This window comes from Chitinophagales bacterium (assembly GCA_041392475.1).
Lineage (GTDB): Bacteria > Bacteroidota > Bacteroidia > Chitinophagales > UBA2359 > JAUHXA01.
Genome location: JAWKLZ010000002.1, coordinates 388986 through 412549 on the forward strand (window position 1 = coordinate 388986; position 23564 = coordinate 412549).

The following is a 23564-nucleotide window of genomic DNA, read 5'->3' on the forward strand; positions in this document are numbered from 1 at the left end:
AAATTTCAAATTCCATAATATTACTCCACCACCACTTTCTCCAACATCCGCTGTCCATCCACTTCAATGACCAAATAATACACACCACTCGTCAAATCCTCCAAGCTAAATTTTTGCTCAAAAGAAAGACTCGTTGCAGCCAAAACATATTGCTGAACCGTTTGCCCCAACACATTCACCAATTGAAGGTTTACCTCACTATTTTTCGGCAAATCCATAGTCACCGCAAACTGCCCATCATTGGGATTCGGAAAAATTTGAAGAGCATAGTGAGTTGCCAATTCATTCACCGCCCCACAAATCACAAAGTCTATTGTACTGATAGCCTGACTACTGCAACCCAATTCATTCGTTACCGTCACTACATATTCATACACTCCTTCCATTCCAGGCATGGCAGAAACTGTTTGTTGGCTAGTATCCGAAAGCCCCTCTCCTACCCATTCAAAAGTCACATCGTTACCGTCACCATTTACAATGGCAGATAAATCAGTCCCAGTCTCAATACATGCCTCTAAGCTCTGTGCATTGATGCTCACTTCAGGCGAGGGAAGGATCGACAAAGAAGCATTTTTGGTAGAAGAGGTCGTATTGCAGCCGCCCACTTTTTGTTTTACATTGTAAACACCTGCTTCTTCAAAAATAATGATCGGATTTGATTCATTGGAAGTCAATTTAGTACCCGTTTTCGTGTTGGTAAATTCCCACAAATAACTTAGGGCATTTTCGGACATATCCAAAAACGCCACTTGTTCACCTACACAAGCTTCGCTCACCTGTGTTGAAAAACCCGCAGTCGTCACAATCAAATCTAAATCAATAATTTCTATGACTTCACAACCATTAGGTTCTACTGCAATAACGGTATAGGTCGGCGCATCTATTGAAGTAGTTGCCACGATTGTTGTACCTTCAGTGCTGCTGATTCCGTTGCCGTTCCAAAAATAAGTGTAGCCTTCTTTTGGGTTCAGAATACTCAATTGTACAATGTTGCCATTGCAGATAGTTTCGGTGGGAAAACTCACTTCAACGCTTGGCATAGGCACTTCAATTTCAACTTGTTGATTGGCAGTACACCCCTCTTCATCCATAATCACTACGCCATAAGTTGCTGTATTCACTGCCTCCACTTCAATGCTTGAAATATTGCCGCTATTTGCAGCCGCATCTGTCCAAATATAGGTCACAGATTCATTGCTTACAGCCGTTAACATGACTGTTTCTCCTTGACAAGCAACCATATCTGAAACCATTAGATCCAATTCAGGAGCAGTTCCCTCCAACACTGTGATGTAATTCTCAAACGTTGTTTCGCTTGTGCCTCCTTCTGTGGTCACTTTCAGCGTTACATCGTAAGTACCTGGCTGCGTGTATGTAACCGTAGGTTGAGCAGTGTTGGTGATAAAAACATCTCCTCCTTCAAATTTCCATTGCACATTGGATACTTCGCCCAACGTTGTGCTGTGAAACTGCACAACCAAAGGGGAACAGCCTTGCACGACTGTTGCAGCGAGCGTTGGATTCGGAGCGGGAGGACCTTCTTGCAGTCGAAAAAAGTCAAAAGCTGCTTCTACCAAATGTCCGAAACCCACATCATTTACTTCAAAAAACAACTGCATCGTATTGGTTGGTTCTATAAATTCTCGCACCAAAAACTGTTTTGAGTTCCACCTTACTTCTTGCCCATCATTGTTCACAATCGTTTCCAATGTCACCATGTCTGTTCCATTGCTTAGACGCACGTAGAGCGTATCGTCGGAGGGTAAAAAATTAGTGTTTTGTAGGTAAAACCAACGGGAGTAACTGAGTTCGGGATTTTCCAAAATTGTTGCATCAAAAATCGGTGATTGAAGGGTTGTGAAACCATCGTTTACATTGTCCGAAAAAGTAGTCGAATTGCCCGTTACATAGCAAAAATCCCCATAATCTTCTGACACATCTTCAGATGGAGTAATGTATTGACCACTAAACAGAACGCCTATGGATTCTCCACGCTCCCAAATTCCTCTTGTAGCATTGCTTTTGGCAGTCCATCCAAAATGAAAGGTGAAATCATCGTAATACCCCTTTTGAAGTGGAATCGTAAGTGTGCCTGTGTTTTTATCCAAATAAATGTCCTGCAAGGCTGCTGTTTGATAGCCCCATTTTCCTGCAATTACTTGGTATTCTTCGGAGTAAACCAAGTCGAAGACCACAAGCCCTGAAGTTTCGCTCTGCAATGTGAAATTCTTCAATGGATGCTCAATCCTGAATTGTGCATCTGGAATCGGTTCTCCTGTATCGACATCTACCGCTTGAACACTTACCTTAAAACCTTCAATGGGTTCTAGTTCAAGATTCAATACAGTCGTTTCACCGTTGTTCAATGCTATCTCCGAAATTGTGGTGACAGGATAACCATATTTCACCAAGGTCATTTCGTACAAACCCGCTTGTCCAATTCCTGTTTGGTATTTTCCATTGAAGTCAGTGCTGACGGCTGCGGCAGGCTGGTTTTGTATCGTAATCGCCACATCGGTCAAGGCTTCGCCTGTTTGAGCATCTGTCACTCTTCCTTCCAAATAACTCGCACGCAAATAGTTGGGTTGCAGCACAAACAAACCTTTTTGGCGGTCACTTGCCAAAATCGCACCCGAAGACAAATAAGGATAAACGCCCCAACAACCACTAAAACCAACGCCCTCGCTGTCGCTTGTATCGTAATAGCCTACTTCCACCAAATTGTTGGGAAAAGTAGCATCTACTATTGTGATTCCATCGGTATAATAAGACGTAACCAAGTAATTGCCCAACACAAAGGTATTGTGCGGCACAACTCCTTTGTTCAAACTAGTAGCAGTTTGGTAGCGGTCCAATTCTTGAATGTCGCTCAAATCCGATACATCATAAGCGGTTACATAGGCATTGCTGCGTTCATCGGTGGTAAACAGGGTTTTACCATCATCCGACATCCATGTATTGTGTGTAAAATTGGAGGAAGTTTTGTGGCGAGCGAGGGTTATCGGATTGGCTTTATCCCGCACGTCTATCACCGCAAATTCGCCTTCATATATCTCTGCTGTCCACATCGTATCGCCTCGCACATAGATATCGTGTATATAGAAATCATCGTAAATGCCTACAATTGAAGGGTTCGTGGGATTTGAGGCTATGTCAATCATGATTGCACCACCTTTGCTGAAATCTGCACCTACAATATAGCCAATACCTTTTTCGTCAATAAAAATATTGTGCGCTTGTGTATAGACAATGCTGCTATCTGCCCAAGTACCGCCTGTCCAGTTTTGCCAAGTGATTTGGCTTGTATCAGGCAATCCTTCAAGATTGATGATTTGTAGCCCGCCACCTTTTTCGTTGGTGACATAGGCATAATTTCGGAAAACTTTCATATCTCGCCAAGTGCTGGTGTCGCCTGGAATGAAGAACAATTGTTGTAAACTATCACCTTGCAAAGGTTGGGTTACATCTACTATCGAAACACCAGAGGTCAATCCTACAATGGCGTATTCTCGACCACCTGCCTCATATCCCCATATATCGTTTAGGGTGGGTTCGTAGTCAAGAGTACTTATTAGACTGACATTCAGTTGTTCTGTTTGTGCCGAGCTTATTTGAAGTCCTGATAAAAGTAGAAATATTAAAATGTAAAATTGGAGTTTCATCTGTTAGATATGTTTTGCCCAAAATTACAGTTTTCACAGCGATTTGGAACGCAAACAAGGTGACAGAATGTGTTGGGGTTTTGGGGTTTGACCAAAAGAAAAGGCTATCCACTTTGGACAGCCTTCTTTCTTGATTAACAAAATTTTTAAATCTTCATTTCTTCCTTGTCATCGCTTCAATAATCGGATGATGAATAAGAAAACAACCGCACCAATAACTGCGGTAATGATTTGTCCTCCAATACCGCTTCCAATGGGAAGTCCCAATTTAGGAACAAGCCATCCTCCAACAAATGCCCCCACGATTCCCACGACAATATTGCCTAAAAGTCCAAAGCCAAAGCCTTTTACAATAACACCAGCTAGCCAACCTGCAACTGCGCCAATGATTAGAATGTACAAAATAGGTTCCATAGAAAAATGATTTTGATGAGTAAATGAAAAGAGCCATTTTAATGCTCAATATTGTCCAAATATAACCAAAAGAAATAACATCTCCTATTTTGGGTTAAGATGTCCTAAAATAAATTAAGCCTTATCGGGATCTTGAGGTTTCCATGTGCATCAAAAAAGTTAAGGATTATACTTTCTAAGCATTTCAATATACAAAGCATCATGAATTTTTAAAATAGTAAAGCAAAAATCAAATAGGTGCAGTTTTTTTTACATAAAAAATTGGCAGCTAATAGTTTTGGTTCTTTGACAAAATCTGTGATTTGAGACTTCGGAAGTTTGCCGCTCACAAAATCAAAAAACTATTTCGCTAAAAATTAACCTCTTATAAAATGAAACTTCCGAAGTCTTTATTACTTCCACAAAAATTGTCACAGAACCATAGTTTTAAAAACTAATCATCAGTCACTAAGTTTACTAATCACTGTAATAGTTGTAATAAAAAAGACTTTTAAAGCTCAATTTGACAAAATGTTGTGTATAATGACAAATTAAACTTCAAAAGTCGGTCTGTTATTTTTTTAAAAAAAATGGAGGTCTTTATTCTTCAAAAGTCACTTGTGACAAATCAACAAATGCTTGTAATCTTGACTCGATATCGGTTTGTGTAAGCCCTACCATTCGCTGTGTTCCAAATTTTTCTACACAGAAAGAAGCCATTGCAGAACCGTAAATAATGGCTCGTTTCATGTTGTCGAAACTCACCTCACCAGCCTTTGCCATATAACCAATAAATCCACCTGCAAAAGTATCGCCCGCACCAGTTGGGTCAAAAACATCTTCTAAAGGCAATGCAGGTACATAAAACATTTGCTCACCGTGAAACAACAATGCACCGTGTTCGCCTTTTTTGATGATGAGAAATTTAGGCCCCATCTCAAATATCTTCTTTGCTCCTTTCACCAAAGAATATTCCCCAGTCAATTGACGGGTTTCCTCATCGTTGATAATCAATACATCTATCAATTTCAACGTTTTATCCAGTTCGTCACGAGCAATATCCATCCAAAAGTTCATGGTATCCATTGCTATCAATTTTGGTCGTTGATCCATTTGCTCAATTACTTTTCGCTGAACATCAGGAGAAAGATTACCGAGCATCACAAAATCTGCTTGTTTGTAACTTTCAGGCAAAATCGGATTGAAAGTCCCCAATACATTCAATTCTGTCACCAAAGTATCACGGGTATTCATATCCAGATGGTACTTACCCGACCAGAAAAAACTTTTTTCGTCTTTTTTTATTTGTAATCCTTCGGTATTCACACCTCGATTTTCCAAGTCATCAATCACCGCTTGTGGAAAATCTCCTCCTACTACGGATACCAATTGAATATTGGGATTGAAATAAGAAGCGGTATAGGCAATGTAAATAGCTGCGCCTCCAATGATTTTATTGCTTTTGCCAAAAGGCGTTTCTATATCATCAAACGCCATCGAACCTACGACTAAAATACTGCTCATATTTTTCATTTTTTTAAATAAAAAAAAGCTGGTAGTAAACGAACTACCAGCTTTTTCAATTTTGCGCCCCCTCTAGGACTCGAACCTAGGACCTGCGGATTAACAGTCCGACGCTCTAACCAGCTGAGCTAAGGAGGCGTGCTTTTTATTAAAGCGATGCAAAGGTAAAAACTAATTTCTAATTACAAAAGTTCCCTTTGAGTATTTTTATTTATTTTTTTGAATAAAACTAAATTCTCGCAAACTTGAATATTATTTCAAGTTACTACTAAAACTCCAACCAAAACAGTAAGAGTTATTTGCCATCTTTTAGAATGTAGAGAATGTAGAAATTCATAATTTAAGGTAATCAAAAATATCTTCCCATGACCAAAATCACTTTTGAAGTCAAAATAGAGCAAACCAAAAATCAAAAGTATTTAAACTTTGTAAGAAGGAGCAAAGTCCAAAAAGTATTTTGAGTTTCTTCAATAGATAACAAGTATCAAACGAAAAATAACCCGACAAAGAAGACTACCATATTTTGCAATTATTAGTCTATCAACATTATTTTTCATTATTATTGCACCAATTCTGCATCTTCCAATACATAAATCAAACCATTTGGAGTTTGGGATAAGACCAACATTCCTTTGAATTTTCGGGCATCATCCATTTGAAACCTTTGTCCTTTTTTCGCCAACCGAAGCTCTACAACGGATTCAGGTCCCGCATTTCCACAAAAGAAACAGGAACTGTAAGGAAATGCTGAAAGTACATAATAGTCTCCTTCTACATCCACAGGAATCATGAATCCTTCGACCATGACTGTCTGAAAATTGTAGGCTTGTACTGCTTTGCTGAAAATGGGTGTACTTTCACCCATTTCGTCTTCTTCAAAATGTACGTCCATCAACTGCTTCCACGGCAACTCGGTAGCCAACTGGGCATACACATTGAAGCTAGAAAAAAGCAAAAAAGTCATTAAGGTTAAAGATTGCCATCCTTTCATTTTATTGTTTCGTTTCATTTTAATTTCCTCACGCATTTGCCAGTGTTTTTGAAATATTCATGTTGAAGGCTTGAAGTGCAGGCAATAATGCAGCGACTATTCCTATGCCAATGGTAGCTATAAATAAGACTCCTTCTTGGGGCAAAAACTGTCCTGCTTCTAAGCCGTAATGGTAGTTGCTCTGCATCAAGCCCGATAAAAAATACAAACCAAGTCTACTTGTCAACATTCCTAAGACAAAGCCAATTAGAGAAAGGATTAGTCCTTCTAACAATACCAACAAAAATAACTTAGTTCTTGATGCTCCCATTGAACGCATCAATGCCAGTTCATATTTTCTTTCTTTGAGCGAATTGAATAGTGAAACAAATACACTAATACCCGAAACGATGATGATGAAAAAAGCTATGGCTCGGAGTGTATCCATACCTACGCCCATGAGGGTAAATAAGCGGTTGACTTCAATAGCTGGTACGGCGGCCTGCATAGAAGTTTTTTCATTTACCATTCTCGGAACGGTCATTACGCCCATTTTGTTCTTAAATTTGACCAACATTGCCGTTATTTCCTTTCCTTCAAGGGTTTCTATACCCGGAATCAGTTTGGAGATGCCCTCTTCTGTATTGGAGTGTTGATGCTCATGTTCATGCGTGTGTTCTTCGTGTACACCTTCTTCATCATGCCCTTCTACGTTTTCGTTCTCATTCTCATGTTCATCTCCATGCTCATGTATCGCCCAAACACTTGTAATATCAGTTAGTAGAAGTTGGTCTATCACCGAATTGTTGTGGTCAAATATTCCAACTACTTTGTATTCTGCATCTTCATGATTGGGCGCATTTTCCACCAAACCATGTGCGCTGTGAAAATGGTCGCCAATCTTCAATCCCAAATTTTTGGCGACAACTGCACCTGCCGTTACTTCATACTCTTTCGTCCAAAGTTTGCCTTCCTTCAATGCAATGCCATAATGCTCGGGATAGTCTTTATTGGTGCCTACGATTCGATAACCTTTGTAGCTATCGCCATACGCTAAGGGAATCGCCTGTTGAATAATTGGATTTTTCAATAAACTCTCTGCTTCTTCCAAGGAAATATTGCCCGTAGGATTGTCAATATGATAGACACTCGACAAAATCAATTGCAGTGGGCTTCCTTTAGCTCCTACTACCATGTCGATACCACTAATATTGCGCTTGAATTGTTCGTCCAGTTGTTTGTTCAAAATCAACAACATAGATACCAATGCGACACCTAAGGTGAGCAATAACAAGCTTAAAAAAGTATTCAAAGGCTTGGCTCTTAAATTGCTCCAGCTAAGTTTTATTAGGTTCATTGTTGTATAGTTATATGGCTAAATGAGTGTATTATACTTAAACAATCAAATTTCAATCTGCTCCGAAAAAACCTCTTTTAACCGTTGGTCATGTGTCACGATTATCAAAGTCGCATTTGCCTCCGAAGCCTGTTCCTTCAATAGGTCAATTACTTCAAAACAATTGGCATCATCCAAAGCAGCCGTTGGTTCATCCGCCAAAATAATGGCAGGACGGTTCAACAAAGCACGAGCAATAGCGACTCTTTGCTGCTCACCTTGACTCAGTTCAGATGTTTTATTGTTCAATTTACTGCTCAAATGCAATCGCTTCAACAAGTGTTTCACCCGTTCTATATCTTGAGATTCTCCTGCTAAATACTGCGCCAAAAGCAAATTGTCTTTCACATTCAAGGAGGTCACAAAATGCGATTTTTGGAATACAATACCTATGTGTTTCCCTCGAAACTTATCCAATTGTCTGGTCGACAATTGGGTAAGATCTGTATCTCCCACTTCAATTTTGCCCGAAGTAGGTCGCAACAACCCTGCAATTAAATGTAAAAAAGTAGTTTTGCCTTTGCCCGAACCTCCAATAATCAGCAAATGCGTTGATTTATTCGCTTCAATGTCAGGAAATTGAAAGTGATTACGGGTATCATACTCAAATTGAAGAGAAGAAGTTTTTAGCATAATCCAATACTTTTGCAACACTGTTGCAAGTTTAGCGTTTAATAATTATCTTTGTGTCAAAGTTAGCACTTTTTATAGGTTGATTTTTACTCCAATAAATTTAAAAACGTCCATTTCAGATGAAAGTAGATTCTCTTTCAGATAAAGCAGATTTCATCGGCATCGCAAGTGCGGTTCTTTGCTTGATTCATTGTCTTGTTCCTCCCATTCTTTTTCTATTTTTTGGACACCTCATTGAACACGCCCACGATCATTTTTTTAGATGGGACTATTTCTTCCTAATTATCAGCTCTTATGCTGTTTACCATTCCAGCCATCACGCAGCGAATACTTACATTAAGGGAGTATTGTGGGTTTCTTTTGCCATTTTGTGCATTGCCATTGTATTCCACCAAATTCCAACTATGCACTATATTGCTTACCTTGCTTCTTTAGGGCTAATCAGTGGTCATTTAATCAATCTAAAAATGATGCGTTCGTAGTATTAACTGGTGAGCGGTGATTGGTTCTTTATAAAATTGATTTTCAGTTGCTAATCACACTATTCACCATGTATACCATAATCACTATCCAATGTGTATTCATCCTGGCTGCTATCCTTCAAATTCTTATTTACTTAGGTATATTCAGTCGTTTGGCTTTTTACAAACCTACTTTTTCACCTTCCCGAAATCCTTCTTTTGCAGAAAATAACTTGCCTATCTCTGTGGTAATATGCGCCCGAAATGAAGCAGAAAATTTGCAAAAATATTTACCACTTATTCTGCAACAAAAATACCCCGAATTTGAAGTGATTGTGGTCAATGATGCATCTACTGATGACACTCAAACTATTTTAGAGGCATTTGAAAAAAAATATTCACATCTAAAAACAATACAAACAGTAGGTTTAAAAAAAAATATGGCAGGCAAAAAATTTGCTTTGACCAAAGGTATTGAAGCTTCAAAAAATGAACACTTACTGTTTACAGATGCAGACTGCTATCCCGCTAGTCAAGATTGGATTGCAGGGATGGTGAAAAATTTTACAGAAAAAAGACAAATCATTTTGGGCTTTGGCCCCTACGCTTATCACCAAGGTTACCTGAACAAAATTATTCAATACGAAACTTTGATGACTGCCCTTCAATACCTATCTTTGAGTCTTATGGGGATGCCTTATATGGGTGTAGGCAGAAACTTAGCCTACCACAAATCACTATTTACCGAGAATCAAGGCTTTCAAAATCATAAGAATATACTATCAGGTGATGATGATTTGTTTATAAATGAAGTTGCTACACCTCAAAACACTACCATACATATTGACCCAAAAACTTTCTGCTATTCAGAACCGCCTTTAGACTGGCGCAGATGGTTTGCACAAAAGAGAAGGCATCTGAGTACAGGTAAACACTATTCTATACTCCATAAAATAATATTGGGTATGATTACATCCTCTCATTTTATGTTTTATGGTACGCTAATTGTAGTATTGATAACACAATCACTCAATTCTATCATAATTCTCTTGTTTACTTTGCGTCTAATCAGTCAGTTTGTTGTATTCAAACAGGTTCTAAAAAAACTTAAAGTTCCTTTGAACTTTTGGCATATTATACTGATAGATGCTTGGTTTATTTTTTATTATGGTATTTTTAGCCCTACAATATTTTCTAAAGCTCAGGTCACATGGAAGAAGTAATTGTAAATTCAACCGAATCAAATACACTATCTGCTAATAAAATGTTAGAAGACGAAAACACGCTTTATAGGGATGATGCTGCAATACCAGAAGTTTCAGCCACAAACCCCGAAGTGGAATCTACTGCTATTCACCCTACTATGACTATTAATGGTTTAATACAAGATGCACGTACGAGCGAATTAATTTCGGGTGCAACCATCTACCTTAAATCTGATAGGACTAACAGTACTTTTTCCAATGATGAAGGACGTTTCACCCTAGATATTTCTATCGAAGATATAGAAGATATTATTGGAGAATCGAAGGAAGACACGTTGGTCATTACCAATGCAGGATACCAAAAATTTTCTCTCAAAATAACCATTGGTGAGGACTCCGACCGCCACATCAAAATCAAGAAAAAGGTCGAAAAAACAGATCGTGCGCTCAAAGACCACGAACTTGTAAACTTGGCTTTAGGAGGAGATCAACGAGCTTATGGTAAACTGATGGGGCGGTATCGTGACTCTATCTATTTTATGATCCAAAAAATGGTCAATAATAAAGACGATGCCGAGGATTTGACCATCGAAGCATTTGGAAAAGCGTTTAATAATCTCCAAAAATACAGTCCTGATTATGCATTCAGTACGTGGTTGTACCGAATTGCCATCAACAACTGTATTGATTTTATTCGTAAAAAACGCTTAGAAACGTTCTCTTTAGATGAACCTATGGATAGTGACGGAGAAGATGGTAGTGGTGCAACCAGAGATGTTCAATCTTCGGTATTGGATCCAGAAGAGGAAATCATCAAAAAACAGCGTATTTTATTGATGCGAAATGTCATAGAAAAACTGAACAGCAAATACCGTCGTTTGATTGAGTTGCGCTATTTGAAGGAGCTTTCCTACCAAGAGATTTCAGAAACACTGAATCTGCCTTTAGGCACGGTCAAAGCCCAGCTTTTTAGAGCGAAAGAATTGTTGCACAATATTTTGCAGAATTCTAAGGAACGGTATTAATTACAGATGAAACAACATTAGAAAAAATGGGTGCTTTCGATTATTTCGAAAGCACCCATTTTTTATTGGTAGCGTTTTGTTTCAAAAAAATTGATAACAGTGAATTCATCGCTATTAACGAAAAGTAGAATATTTGACATGTTTCTTGCGTGATTCTATGCAAATAAATATTTATTCTTGACAAAGAAACTTGCTGCAATGTATTCATTCAATAGGCGAGATTTTTGGAGGTAGGTGCTTTGGTTCTTGTATATAAACAAGCAATTTCCTCCTTTGATTGTATTGATAATGGGTTTGGATTCGGCACGAGAAACAGCAGGACACCCCCAACTTCTACCCAATCTACCATGTTGTTGGACAAAATCACTAGATACATAATCTGCTCCGTGCATCACTACTGCTCGTGAACGGGCATTGCTATTGAAGCCGCTTTCCAATCCGTCTAGACGCAGAGAATAACCATGCTTTCCTTCATATGTCTCAGCCGTTTTATAGAAACCCAAACTGCTTTGAAGAGATTGTTGTGTATTGGAGAATTTATCTGCTGAGATTAAACCTGTGTTTTTACCGTGAGCGACATAGGTATAATGCAGTACTTTTCGTATTTTGATGTCTATGACATACAAGCGTTTTTGGTAAGATGGTTTCGAAAAATCAACAATGGACAAAGTAGATTTATTGGCAAGAATTTGTCCTTTTTCAATCATATTGTAATAACCTACCAAAGCATGTTTGAACACATCATATTTCAGTTGTTTTTGTGATAACTGACAATCGTTGTACAGACATTTACTGTATTCATCAAATTGATAACTGGCCGCAGTGCTACTATTGGTGTTGGCAGAAGTGGATGAAAATGTAGCAAAAAGAATAGAAAGAAAAAAAACAGAGAAACCTAAAAACCCTTTGAGGCTGTTTGAATAGCTCATAAGCAATAAAAGCAGTTTTAAATTTAATAGATAGTTATTTAAAATAAACTATTGATGATTTGTAATAATGTAAGTAAGGGTAAAGGGAAGTAAAAATGGTAAGGGTGATAGAATTAAAATAAGGGGTTTGTTCTGCAAAAATACTATTTTATTTTTCAAAAAAAAAACTCCACCTAAAATTATTTGTTTTCGGATGAAATAAAATGCCAATGGTTTAAATAAGCATTTCATTTTTTTTTGTTCTTTTTCGGATTAACTTTGTTGAGTAAATTAACCGATGATATGACGAAAAACAGTTTAATCAATAAACATTACGACCACTACAAAACCGTGATGGATGATATCTTTCAAGATTTGCATCACCTAACGCTTAATGTCAAACACGAAACACTTTCTAGTACAGTGGATAATATTCGTGCGAGGTTAAACGAACCTTTTTTGTTTGTTATTGTCGGTGAAGTAAAAGTTGGTAAAAGTAGTTTTATCAATGCCTTGTTACAGACAGGCAAGGAGGTTGCCAAAGTTGCGCCTGATCCTTGTACCGACGTTATCCAACAAATCGTTTATTCTGAAACTGAATCGGTTATCCCAATCAATGAATATTTGAAGAAAATAACTGTTCCCGCCGAAATCCTCAAAGAGATAGCGATTGTCGACACCCCTGGCACCAACACTATTATGGAGCATCACCAGGAGATTACCGAGAAATTCATTCCTGTTAGCGACCTGATTATCTTCGTATTTGAAGCCAAAAACCCCTATCGTCAATCTGCTTGGCAGTTGTTGGACTATGTGAATAGGGAGTGGCGAAAAAAGGTTATTTTTGTATTGCAGCAGTCAGATTTAATTGAACCCGAAAATTTGGAAATCAATCTTAGGGGCGTGACCGAACAAGCCAAGAAAAAAGGCATTCCTGAACCCAAGGTTTTTGCAGTTTCTGCAAAGAGAGAACTAGACGGCGATACCGAGAATAGTGGTTTTGAAGCGATTCGAGATTTTGTAAACAGTACAGTTACAGGCGGCAATAATGTGCGATTGAAGGTAGAAAGTTTGTTGTCGACTTCCAAAAATATTATGGATACGATTCAGACTGGATTGAATGCTCGCCAAAAACAATTGAACATTGACCAAGATTTTCGCAGCCGAGTAGATTCATTGCTTGATAATTCTGAACAAAAATCTTCAAGACAAGTAAACAGCATTGTGGATGATTTGCTGAGAGAATACGACAAAATTACTACTGATATTCAGCGTGATTTTGAAGGAGGTTTGGGGGTTTTTACTTTGGTCAAAAAGTCGTTTTTGTCCATTTTTAGCAGTGGTCAAAGTCTGGAAGATTGGCTCGAAACCATTACCGCTCGTTTCCAAAAAGATCTCAAACCTGCATTGGAGAAAAAAATGCGAGATGGGGTGAAAAACATGGCGGAAAGCATCAAACAGATGGCAGAAATCATTGATATTGAAATTCGTAAGAGCAAAGACAATCTGCAACCAAACGCCCAACTGTTTGGAGATATTGCCAACAAACGACAAGAGAAACTCGAAAATCTGCAAACCAACGTGGAGGATCTTATAGCCGAAACCGAAAATTTTATTAATAAAGATATGCTGCAAAAAGGTTCGGCACTCATTCCTAATATGGCAACAGGCGGTGGACTAATGGTCGTTGGGGGAATTTTGATGAGTGTGACGAGTGCTATTGCAGTGGATGTGACGGGCGGAATTTTGACCGCTTTGGGCTTGGGTATTGCAAGTGTTTACACCATGTCGCAGCGCAATAAAATTGTGGATGAGTTTGAAGAAGAAATCGAAAAGGGGCGGCAGAAATTGAAGGAGGAAGTCACGAATAGGTTATTGGATTATGTAAGAGAAATACGCACCAAAGTCGACAACAATTTCTTAGAATTTGATTCTTATATTAGTGATGAACGCAGCAATGTTAAATCTTTTCTTGAACAGTATCAACGCATTAGTGAAAAGTTTGAGCAATTGAAGAAGGATTTTGAAATTGGATGATTTTGGATAAGAGAAGTAAGAGCAGAGAACTGAAATAAGGTGATTTAATTATTCTCAAACCAGTTTTTCAATAAATCAAAATATGGCTTCACGCTTCTCTCGTCGAATAGGAATAAAGTTATGAAAAAAATTGAAGTAACACATATCAACGACTTGAAGGAAGCGGTAGATAGTTTGTTGGCTTATGCAGCAGATGAGAAAGTCTTCGCTTTTTATGGAGAAATGGGGGCAGGCAAAACTACTTTTGTTCAACAAATCTGCAAACAACTGCAATCCAAAGATGCAGTAAGTAGCCCCACTTATGCACTCGTCAATGAATACACTTTGCCAGACGGCAATCCTGTTTTTCACCTCGACTTGTACCGCCTCAAAGATTTAGAGGAAGCCTATGATATTGGCATTGAAGAGTATTTGTATAGTGGGCATTATTGTTTGATAGAATGGCCTCAAATCATTGAACCACTATTGGAAGGGTATATAAAAGTAAACATTGGCTTGACGGCAAATAAACACCGCTTGATAACCATCAATAAAATATAAACGAAGCTATAAGCAGTTCAATCATATGAGTACCAAAACACTATACCAAAATCCTACAATGGCTGAAATCAGCCTTTCGACACAAGAGAAGTTGGCAGAAAATCCCTCCAAACAGCAAAAATTGTACATTGGTGTGCCAAAGGAATCTTCTTTCCAGGAAAGTCGTGTACCGTTGACTCCCGAATCTGTTTTGGTATTGACCAACAATGGTCATCGAGTTGTGGTGGAATCGGAAGCTGGTTTGGAAGCCAACTTTTCTGATCACCAATACTCCGAAGCAGGTGCTGAAATCACATCAGACACACAGAGGGTTTTCAGAGCCGATACTATTGTAAAAATCGCTCCTCCTACTTTGGCGGAATTGGACATGATGAAAAGCCATCAAACCATTTTTTCCCCTCTGCATTTACCTACTTTGAGCATAGAATATTTCCAGAAATTGATTAGCAAAAAGATTACGGCTCTTGCCTATGAATACATCAAGGATGAAGATGGCAATTTTCCGATGGTACGTGCAGTGAGCGAAATTGCAGGGAGTGTATCCATTTTGATTGCAGCAGAATATCTTTCCAATACACGAGAGGGACAAGGTGTACTTTTGGGTGGTGTAGCGGGAGTGCCACCGACCAAAGTAGTGATTTTAGGAGGTGGTGTTGTGGGTGAATTTGCCACACGAACAGCCTTGGGTTTAGGTGCAGAAGTGCGGGTGTTTGACAACAATGTGTACAAACTCATGCGCCTACGCAACAATGTGAATGTGATGGTTTACACTTCGGTCTTGAATCCCGAAACGCTTCAAAAAGAACTGTGTGAGGCAGATGTGGTCATCGGTGCGATTCATTCAGAGTCAGGGAGAACGCCTTGTGTAGTATCAGAGGAAATGGTATCTAGGATGAAGGCGGGATCGGTGATTATTGACATCAGCATTGACCAAGGTGGTTGTTTTGCCACTTCAAAGGTGACGAACCATACCCATCCTACTTTCAAAAAATACGATGTAATTCATTATTGTGTTCCTAATATTGCTTCAAGAGTGGCAAAAACAGCCTCCTCTGCTGTCAGTCATGTATTGACTCCTATTTTGCTGAGAGCGCACAAGTTTGGTGGATTAGACAAGTTTTTAATGCAAAGCACGGGGACTCGCAATGGAGTCTATATCTACAAAGGCTGTCTGACCAATCAACACATCAGTCACCGCTTCAATTTGAAATATACGGATATTGATTTGTTGATGACAGCGAGTAGCTAATTCATAATCACAGATTTTGCAGATTAGAGGATTCCACAGATAAATTACTGGATTAGTATGAACGATTATCTTCACAAAGAATTGACATACAATACAAGAAAAAATCAGCGTAATCCAATAATCCTAATAATCTGCGATTCTCACCTCAACACCTCCATACCCATACGATACTGCTCATCAAACCGCTCCTCCAAGTTTTTGTTGACATTACCTCCTAAAGCATCCACCACTTTTTTGGCCCAAACCAAATACTTTCGTTTGCGTTCAACGAGCCAATCAGGCGGTTCATTGACCACATCAGTAATATTGCAAATTTTGTCTGCCAATTTCACCAGTTTTGCCTCTTTCGACAAATTCGGTGCTTTCACGATTTGGTGATTTTTACGCTGCTGCCACTCCATACTTTTGTCATCCGTCACTTCCAATACAATGGCAGTAACCTGTTTTCCAAACAAAAAATCCAGTTCCTCCGCCGTAGCTTCCGTATCTTCAATCGTATCATGTAGCAGTGCCGCCATCAACACATTCGTATCATTCACCAAACCCACTTCACTCAACACTTTGGCAACTTTGATGGGGTGATTAATATAAGGAATATCGTTTTTACCCTTACGTCTTTGAAGTCGGTGTTTTTCGGCTGCAAAATCTAAAGCAGTGATAAACAAAGAAAAGTTTAAACTCATTTGAATAACTCTTTTGAATAAAATGTAAATTTAAGTAAATTCACCCATTCAATCCTCAATAAATGTAAAACAGAACGTGATGCCCTTGCGTTTTCGATTTACCCATTTTGATGTAAAATAAACCATCTATTCACCCAAAACAATGCACCATCTACCAATCTATTCACATATACCCTTTTGGAAATGTACCTATTAACTATGTGCATTTTCATTTTGTCAAACTCATTTTTTACCTTGTACTGTTTCTTATGATACACATCGTACAAGCGGGAGACACGCTTTACCAATTGTCTCAAAAATATAGCGTTACGATAGACAGCCTCAAAAATATTAACAATCTTTACTATGACGGTCTTTGGATTGGTCAAAGGCTGACCATACCCCTTAGCGCCAATAGTAGCAATTCCAATGCTTCCACAACGACCAGCCAGCTAAAGGTTTATACTGTCCAGAAAGGTGATTCACTGTATAAAATTGCGCTGAAATTTGAGGTAAGCATCGACGAACTCAAAAGAATCAACAATTTAACCAGCAACCTCCTCAATATCGGACAACAACTGAAAGTTCCAGATGCCAATGCTGCTTCTAATACAGATTCCAACTCCAATTCAAATCAAGGAAATAATTCCGATAATACTACCAATTGGTCTCTTTACACTGTCAAATCGGGTGATTCACTATATAAAATAGCCACAGAATACAATGTAACTGTTGACTACATTATTCAAGTCAATCAACTCTACTCCAACAACTTGTATATAGGTCAGCAGTTGAAACTTCCCAGTAAAAACAACACTGGCAATACTTCAACACCTGACAATCAAGAAGTCAATACCGTCATTTACACCGTCAAGTCGGGTGATTCTCTTTACAGCATTGCAGCCAACTATAAGACCACCGTTGATGCCATCAGACTACTCAATAGACTGACCAGCAATGCACTCAGCATTGGGCAGAAATTAAAAATCAGTACCAGCCAACAAAGTGGCAATACAAACTCAAGCACAGATTCAAATACAAATTCAAACACAGACATCTCAGATAAAGAACCCAATGTTCCAAATACCGATGTCGAATACGAATACTATCAAGTGCAATCAGGTGATTCACTTTGGAGTATCGCCCAACTATTTAGTGTCAGTGTTGCAGAAATAGCCGACCTCAATAACCTAACCAACAATAGTTTAACCATTGGACAACTGCTAAAGATTCGACCCAAAAACACTTCTACTCCGGTTATTGAAGAAGAAGTTGGGCTAAACTTTCAATACAAATTTTCCATCCAAGACAGCGTTGGGGCTTGCGACCAAAATTATGCCTCCGATGTTCGAAAAGTACAAGAGCGTTTGCTACAATTGGGCTTTTTATCGCAGACAGATTTTGAAGCTGAACAATCACCTTTCAGTACAATGATGATCAGTCGTTGGCAACTCACACAAACCATTGAAGCCATCAAAGTTTTTCAGAAAGAAGTCATGCAAACCGTCAATCAGGACGGCTGCATTCTCCCTGAACACGAAAGTTTGATGTTTTTGAATACGGCAGTTGCTCCACTTTCTGCTAGTCAATTGCAGCAAATTCAAGCGGCTTATCAAATTTTTAACTTCAAAGCTACCAATGGCAAATCTTTGATGGGCAACCTTCAAAAGGCTGTTGGAGCGACCAATTATGGTAACTTGAAGGAAGATGTCATCAATGTCCAACAGCGTTTGGTAGAATTGACCAACCTTTCTCAATGGCATGGCGAAACGCCCAAAACAACGCAAGTAGCTCCTTCTGCTCTAAACCATACGATTACTGCTCTAAAGCGTTTTCAAACAGACCGTGTGGCATATTGGCGTGGTAAAACTGCTTCTCTGGGTGCTACGGCGCAAAGTTATCAATACGGTATTGCAGCTCCCAATGATTTGACCCATCACCTACTGCAACATTATACCGATTACACCCTCACGTTTCCGCTTCCGAATAATCCTGCACAAAGAGAATCGGCCGAATTTCATGACTTTGTGAAAACAAGTTTTACTGCAGACATAACAGGAATTTCTTATGTAGGAAAAGCAAAAACAGCAGATATAAGTCTGTGGGAATATCGGCAATTGGGATTGGACAATTTGCAAGCAAGGGCTTTGCAATATGTATCTCAACATGAGGGTAATTTTGATGCCATCAATAGCTATGATAAAGCCTTGTTTTCGTGGGGTTTCATTCAGTTTGCAGGTGGTACTGGAGGATTGGTGAGTATGTTGGCGATGATGAAACATCTGCAACCCAATACCTTCAAAACCTATTTTCAAGATTTCGGTATTGATGTGGAGTACAGTATTCACACTGTCCGCAAAGACATCAGAGAGGCCAACTTGGTGATTTTTGACCGCTTTTCGGGTAAACTGTACAGGGGTATTCCTGCCCAACAGTATTTGAAAGACAACAAGATATTGTTTGGTATTTTTATTCGGGCGGGGTATGATAAAAACGTACAATTAGCGCAGATTCGTGCTGCAAAGGACAAGTATGTCGACCCTGCTATCAACATCAAACTAGATATTCGTGTGCCTGTGGTGCAAAAATTGGCGAGCAACAAAACAACGGTTACAAATACCTATATCAGCACTTCTGCCACCAATTACAAAACGGTTGCGGAATACCGCACGCTCAAATCACAGGGGCGTATTCGGGAATCGGTAATCGACTTTGGCGGAATGCCGATTTCCAAGATTATTCGCTCCGAAATGGGCATTACAGTTTTGATTGATTTGACAGTGAACCAATGGATTCACAGTACCCGTGATTTGTTTATGGAGGCTATTTATAAAATTGCCATGCAAGACCACCTTTCTACACTCAACAAAATACTGACAGTAAATGAATTGAAGGTATTGAAGGAAATGGAAACAAAGGCAGAACCGAAACTGTTTTATCGCATTCAGAATATTCGGTTGAATAGTAGCTTGAGTTCGGCGAAGTGATTTTTATAAAGGATTCCAGTTTTTCACTTTTTATTTTAATTGTTTCTTTATGGAAATCGAACGCAAATTTTTAGTCCAAAACCTTCCTATTGATTGCCTTCAATCTGCTCCAATTCCTATTGAACAAGGATATCTTTCGATTGAAGAAAACGGCAATGCGGTGAGATTGAGGCGAATGGGCAAGCAGTTTTTTTTGACCGTCAAATCGAGTGGTACGCTTGTAAGAGAAGAACGAGAAACGCAAATTTCTGAAGTACAATTTGAAGATCTTTGGGAAAGTACGAGAAGGAGAAGGGTAGTGAAAAAACGGTACGTTGTTCCTTTCCAGAATTTGCAGATTGAAGTGGATGTATTTGAAGGAAAACTGCAAGGTTTGATTTTGGCAGAGGTTGAATTTGAGTCAGTTGAAACTGCAATGGCTTTTCAGAAATTGGAATGGATGGACATTGAAGTGACCGAAAATCCAAACTTCAACAATCGGCAATTGCAGAATTTTGATAGTTTGGAAGAGGTTTTGTGTTGGCTGTAGAAAAATGATGCTTTACCATCGCCTTAATACAATCACTTACAATTCTCCGTACTTCTACAACTCCTTGTCTTTTAAGACTTCCCACCAACTATTTGCGTCTCGGATTGGACTTATTTCTTCAATAAAAGGTAACCACTTGATAACTCTTGACAAATCAATAACATTTTCTCTAACCAAACCTCATCTATGCCCAATGCTATTCGCAGAAACGGCAGCGATTCCTTCGATTTGAAGACTTTTAAAATTTTTTATATATTACAATCATTCATTCAATATTTTATATCAAATCTTGTATTTAATTTCAATCCTATTTGTCCAACATTAGCACGATATTCAAATACCCTAACAACTATTTGATGTCAAATTAACCACAAATCTTTATGCCGCCATACTTCAATTAGGAACACTTTTTGCATATAGTACCATGACAAATATTACAACTGTTATTATTAGACCATCTACCTCATTTCCATTTATTCCACAAAATACCCCACCATATTCACATTAAAATCAATTTATCTGCACATTCCTTTTGACTAATTCCAAACACCAAAAGCCAATATAGTTATGCAAGCCTTGTTTTTCAACACTTTCGTGTTATGGTGTCTATTGAGCACTCAAGAGTTATTTGCCCACAATTTGATATGGATAGATCCTATTTCTAATGAAGCTGCTCAACAATATGTCCTTGATTACAAAGACATTGCGGTAAGAGATATGCACAGAACAGGTATCCCTGCAAGTATCAAACTCGCACAAGCCATGTTTGAATCCAATTTCGGACGGAGTGATTTAGCGATTCGTGGCAACAACCATTTCGGTATCAAATGTTATAAGGTTTGGAAAGGTGAAAAACTATACTACGATGATGACAAACCCAATGAATGTTTTCGGCAATATACATGGGTTGACGATTCCTACAAAGACCATTCACGTATCATCACCAGCAAAAAACGTTATGAATTTCTTTTTGAATTGGCCTCCATAGATTACGAGGGGTGGGCAAATGGTTTGCAGAAAGCAGGATATGCCAGTGATCCACAATACGCCCAAAAGTTGATTTGGATGATTGAAAAACACGACCTTCATCAATACGATTTTGAAGAAGATCCTTTCTCTGATGACACCTCCATTATTGCAGCGAATACAGATGAAATACTTGACGAGGAAGAAGATATAACCACTACACGACAGCCAGATTTACCTTTGGCTTACACCAAAAAATTCGGCGACATTCAAAAAACCGTTCCTCAAAAATTGCAGATTTATCAAACAAATTACCACCAATTGTTCTCCCCTTCTGCTCCTGCAATGCCTAAAGCACACTTATTAAATTCATCATTCCCGCTTATAAGTATCCCTTCAATGGTTAGAGTCGATGATATACAGGAACAAGAAAACATAGAAGAACAAACATATATTATTTCTTCAACTGATAAACGGATACCCATCAATCTAACCACATTGCCATATCAGTCTTACAATGAAAAGGTTATAGTGTATAAGGAAAAAACATTCTCCTCTCTTTCTTTCAAAAAAAGAACATTACCGAGCATTACGCCACATATCGAAAAAGAAATTTTGAGCGCTCCTCCACAATTGCAGACTTCAACTTCAATAGTAAATATCACAACAACTTCAATTTCAAATAAAAAGCCAAGCATTTCAACCAAAAAACGCTTGCTTCCTACTTATCATTTCACCTTGAAAATGGAAGAAGAAACCGTATTAGAGCCAATAGTTGCTCCCTTTTCTGCCAAAGCTGTTGAAGTCACCCTTGCCAATCCTTCTGCAACAAAAGAATCGGATGCCGTGCTAATTTCACCAATAGAGGTGGTTTACTTGAATAAATTGAAGATGGTGCAATACGAAAAAACAGTGAGTTTGAAGGAAATCGCCCAATCTTACCAAATCACCCTAGTTGATTTGATGGCTTACAACGATGTGACCGATAGTACTCTAGTATTTTCCAGTCAAATTCCCATCTTTTTGGAAGCTAAAAAAAGTAAATCTGCTAACAACAGCGAAAAAGAACACATTGTGGAAGAAGGTGAAACAATGTGGGAAATAGCACAACAATATGGTATTCAATTGGAAGAATTATTGGCTCGCAACTATTTGAAGCAAAATGAGGAGCCTCTAACTGGTGAAATCCTATTGTTGCGTTCACAAGCTCCTTATCCTCCAAAAATCAAACGTGAAAAACCAAAAGCAAATGTAAGTGAAGAATTAATGGAGGCAACTTTGAAGGAGATTAAAAAAAATCAAATTCTTAATTAACAGTCAACTGAAAGAATACAAAAAAATTTCTGCATAGATATGCTGCCTTATAACGCTTCAATCCACTGACGAATCAAATCAACACCCTCTTTGTGAACAAGTTGTCGACTGATTTCGGGCATTCGAATCCCCGCATCTTCCGATTCCATCCGAAAAATCATAATGGACTCATCTGGCTTTCCTCCAACGATGGTAAATTGTCGATCTCCCGAACCTCGCCCTGCTGCAACAGGTGACTTGTTGATACCCAAAGCAGTAGCATCTTGTTCGTAGTAGCTCAAATATAAACCCGAAGTACGGGCAGGGCCTTGCTCACTGTGGCAATGAGCGCAATTGATGTCTAAATAGGCCCTTGCTCGGCTATTCAAATCACCACTTTGTGCATTGTCCCAAATAGGTGTTTTGGGGACATCTGCCAAGTTTTCGGGTAAACCTTGCAAGATTCCCAAACTTTGCCAATGCAACAATTGGTTTTCCATTCTCTCCGAATAGGCAAAATCGCCATTCAATTGACTAATTGAAGGTCCGATGGGAGTCATTTTCTGGGCTTTGTTGTGACAACCTTTACACTGATTCAAATTGGGAATCAAATAGTTGAGTTTTTGTTTTTTGCCTTTTTCATTTTTCCACGCCACCTCTCGCTCTGCTCCCGCTACTTCTAAGTCTGCCTCCGTTTGTTCCTCATTCCAAACATAGACCAAAGCTTCCCATCCCGACACCTCGTGTATCAACAAGCGGGTTTCCAACAATTTTCTACCTTTTTCAGGTTCTCGCACATCATTGAAGTAAAAAAAGGTTTTTATCAAAGTAGTGCCAACTGGAAAATCCAAAACAGTTGAATCGTTGAAGCCCACAGTTTGGTTTTCAGGCATTTTCACAAAACGCATTTTCTCCGCATAGTCCGAAAAAAGCGGTGTATTCAAGTCATAAGGTAACACGCCTTCAGCAGGTATCATTTCTTCCATCTTTCCTTCAAAAAAAGCGTACTCCGATAATTTGGTTTTCGTAGTTGTTTGCTGCAAATCCCTTTTGGCTGCAAAGGCGATGCTGAGAATTAGCAAGCATGTGCTACTTATAAGAATTGTTTTTTTCATACGAAGCCT

18 protein-coding genes and 1 tRNA gene are annotated in these 23564 nt (G+C 38.7%); 9 read left to right on the plus strand and 10 right to left on the minus strand.

The window, feature by feature from the left end:
• Nucleotides 1–20 precede the first annotated feature (20 nt).
• The 7 genes from R3E32_15060 to R3E32_15090 all read right to left on the minus strand — a co-directional run bounded on the left by R3E32_15060 (nt 21) and on the right by R3E32_15090 (nt 8578).
• Nucleotides 21–3662: a choice-of-anchor B family protein gene (locus R3E32_15060; GenBank protein MEZ4886053.1), complete on the minus strand. Its 3642-nt coding sequence runs from the start codon at nt 3660–3662 to the stop codon at nt 21–23.
• Nucleotides 3663–3830: 168 nt separating this feature from the next.
• Complete coding sequence (locus tag R3E32_15065) at nt 3831–4076, minus strand: GlsB/YeaQ/YmgE family stress response membrane protein (protein ID MEZ4886054.1); 246 nt, start codon at nt 4074–4076, stop codon at nt 3831–3833.
• A gap of 579 nt (nt 4077–4655) precedes the next feature.
• On the minus strand, nt 4656–5579 hold the full coding sequence (locus R3E32_15070) for a PfkB family carbohydrate kinase (GenBank protein MEZ4886055.1): 924 nt from the start codon (nt 5577–5579) through the stop codon (nt 4656–4658).
• 64 nt (nt 5580–5643) lie between these two features.
• Nucleotides 5644–5717, minus strand: a tRNA-Asn gene (locus R3E32_15075).
• Nucleotides 5718–6138: 421 nt separating this feature from the next.
• Nucleotides 6139–6606 (minus strand): hypothetical protein, encoded by a 468-nt coding sequence (locus R3E32_15080; GenBank protein MEZ4886056.1) that lies wholly within the window; start codon nt 6604–6606, stop codon nt 6139–6141.
• The gene (locus R3E32_15085) at nt 6599–7906 is read right to left on the minus strand and encodes an ABC transporter permease (protein ID MEZ4886057.1); all 1308 of its coding nucleotides are present in this window, start codon (nt 7904–7906) and stop codon (nt 6599–6601) included. Before R3E32_15085 ends, R3E32_15080 begins: the two co-directional genes overlap by 8 nt.
• Nucleotides 7907–7951: 45 nt before the next feature.
• Nucleotides 7952–8578 (minus strand): ABC transporter ATP-binding protein, encoded by a 627-nt coding sequence (locus R3E32_15090; GenBank protein ID MEZ4886058.1) that lies wholly within the window; start codon nt 8576–8578, stop codon nt 7952–7954.
• A gap of 119 nt (nt 8579–8697) precedes the next feature.
• Here R3E32_15090 and R3E32_15095 point away from each other — a divergent pair, with 119 nt between their 5' ends.
• From R3E32_15095 to R3E32_15105, 3 genes are all read left to right on the plus strand, one after another.
• Nucleotides 8698–9060: a MerC domain-containing protein gene (locus tag R3E32_15095; protein MEZ4886059.1), complete on the plus strand. Its 363-nt coding sequence runs from the start codon at nt 8698–8700 to the stop codon at nt 9058–9060.
• A gap of 68 nt (nt 9061–9128) precedes the next feature.
• Nucleotides 9129–10262 carry a glycosyltransferase gene (locus R3E32_15100; protein MEZ4886060.1) on the plus strand — a complete coding sequence of 378 codons (1134 nt, stop codon included), beginning with the start codon at nt 9129–9131 and terminating at the stop codon, nt 10260–10262.
• Nucleotides 10250–11269, plus strand: a complete 1020-nt coding sequence (locus R3E32_15105) for a sigma-70 family RNA polymerase sigma factor (GenBank protein MEZ4886061.1) — start codon at nt 10250–10252, stop codon at nt 11267–11269. Before R3E32_15100 ends, R3E32_15105 begins: the two co-directional genes overlap by 13 nt.
• 155 nt (nt 11270–11424) lie before the next feature.
• Here the strand turns inward: R3E32_15105 and R3E32_15110 are convergent, their stop codons facing one another.
• Nucleotides 11425–12198, minus strand: coding sequence for a murein L,D-transpeptidase catalytic domain family protein (locus R3E32_15110; protein MEZ4886062.1), 774 nt, complete (start codon nt 12196–12198; stop codon nt 11425–11427).
• Between the two features lie 282 nt (nt 12199–12480).
• On the opposite strand from R3E32_15110, the gene R3E32_15115 reads away from it, so the two are divergent.
• The 3 genes from R3E32_15115 to R3E32_15125 all read left to right on the plus strand — a co-directional run bounded on the left by R3E32_15115 (nt 12481) and on the right by R3E32_15125 (nt 16003).
• Nucleotides 12481–14214, plus strand: coding sequence for a dynamin family protein (locus tag R3E32_15115; protein ID MEZ4886063.1), 1734 nt, complete (start codon nt 12481–12483; stop codon nt 14212–14214).
• A 120-nt stretch (nt 14215–14334) separates the two neighbouring features.
• Complete coding sequence (gene tsaE / locus R3E32_15120; GenBank protein MEZ4886064.1) at nt 14335–14754, plus strand: tRNA (adenosine(37)-N6)-threonylcarbamoyltransferase complex ATPase subunit type 1 TsaE; 420 nt, start codon at nt 14335–14337, stop codon at nt 14752–14754.
• Between the two features lie 25 nt (nt 14755–14779).
• Nucleotides 14780–16003, plus strand: coding sequence for an alanine dehydrogenase (locus R3E32_15125; GenBank protein MEZ4886065.1), 1224 nt, complete (start codon nt 14780–14782; stop codon nt 16001–16003).
• A gap of 140 nt (nt 16004–16143) precedes the next feature.
• Here R3E32_15125 and R3E32_15130 read toward each other — a convergent pair whose 3' ends face one another.
• Nucleotides 16144–16686 carry an HD domain-containing protein gene (locus R3E32_15130; GenBank protein ID MEZ4886066.1) on the minus strand — a complete coding sequence of 181 codons (543 nt, stop codon included), beginning with the start codon at nt 16684–16686 and terminating at the stop codon, nt 16144–16146.
• A gap of 248 nt (nt 16687–16934) precedes the next feature.
• Here R3E32_15130 and R3E32_15135 point away from each other — a divergent pair, with 248 nt between their 5' ends.
• The 3 genes from R3E32_15135 to R3E32_15145 all read left to right on the plus strand — a co-directional run bounded on the left by R3E32_15135 (nt 16935) and on the right by R3E32_15145 (nt 22461).
• Nucleotides 16935–19652 carry a LysM peptidoglycan-binding domain-containing protein gene (locus tag R3E32_15135; protein MEZ4886067.1) on the plus strand — a complete coding sequence of 906 codons (2718 nt, stop codon included), beginning with the start codon at nt 16935–16937 and terminating at the stop codon, nt 19650–19652.
• Between the two features lie 49 nt (nt 19653–19701).
• Nucleotides 19702–20181, plus strand: coding sequence for a CYTH domain-containing protein (locus R3E32_15140; GenBank protein ID MEZ4886068.1), 480 nt, complete (start codon nt 19702–19704; stop codon nt 20179–20181).
• Nucleotides 20182–20748: 567 nt separating this feature from the next.
• Complete coding sequence (locus R3E32_15145; protein MEZ4886069.1) at nt 20749–22461, plus strand: glucosaminidase domain-containing protein; 1713 nt, start codon at nt 20749–20751, stop codon at nt 22459–22461.
• 47 nt (nt 22462–22508) lie between these two features.
• On the opposite strand, the gene R3E32_15150 is transcribed toward R3E32_15145, so the two are convergent.
• Nucleotides 22509–23555 (minus strand): SO2930 family diheme c-type cytochrome, encoded by a 1047-nt coding sequence (locus tag R3E32_15150; protein MEZ4886070.1) that lies wholly within the window; start codon nt 23553–23555, stop codon nt 22509–22511.
• Between the last annotated feature and the right edge of the window lie 9 nt (nt 23556–23564).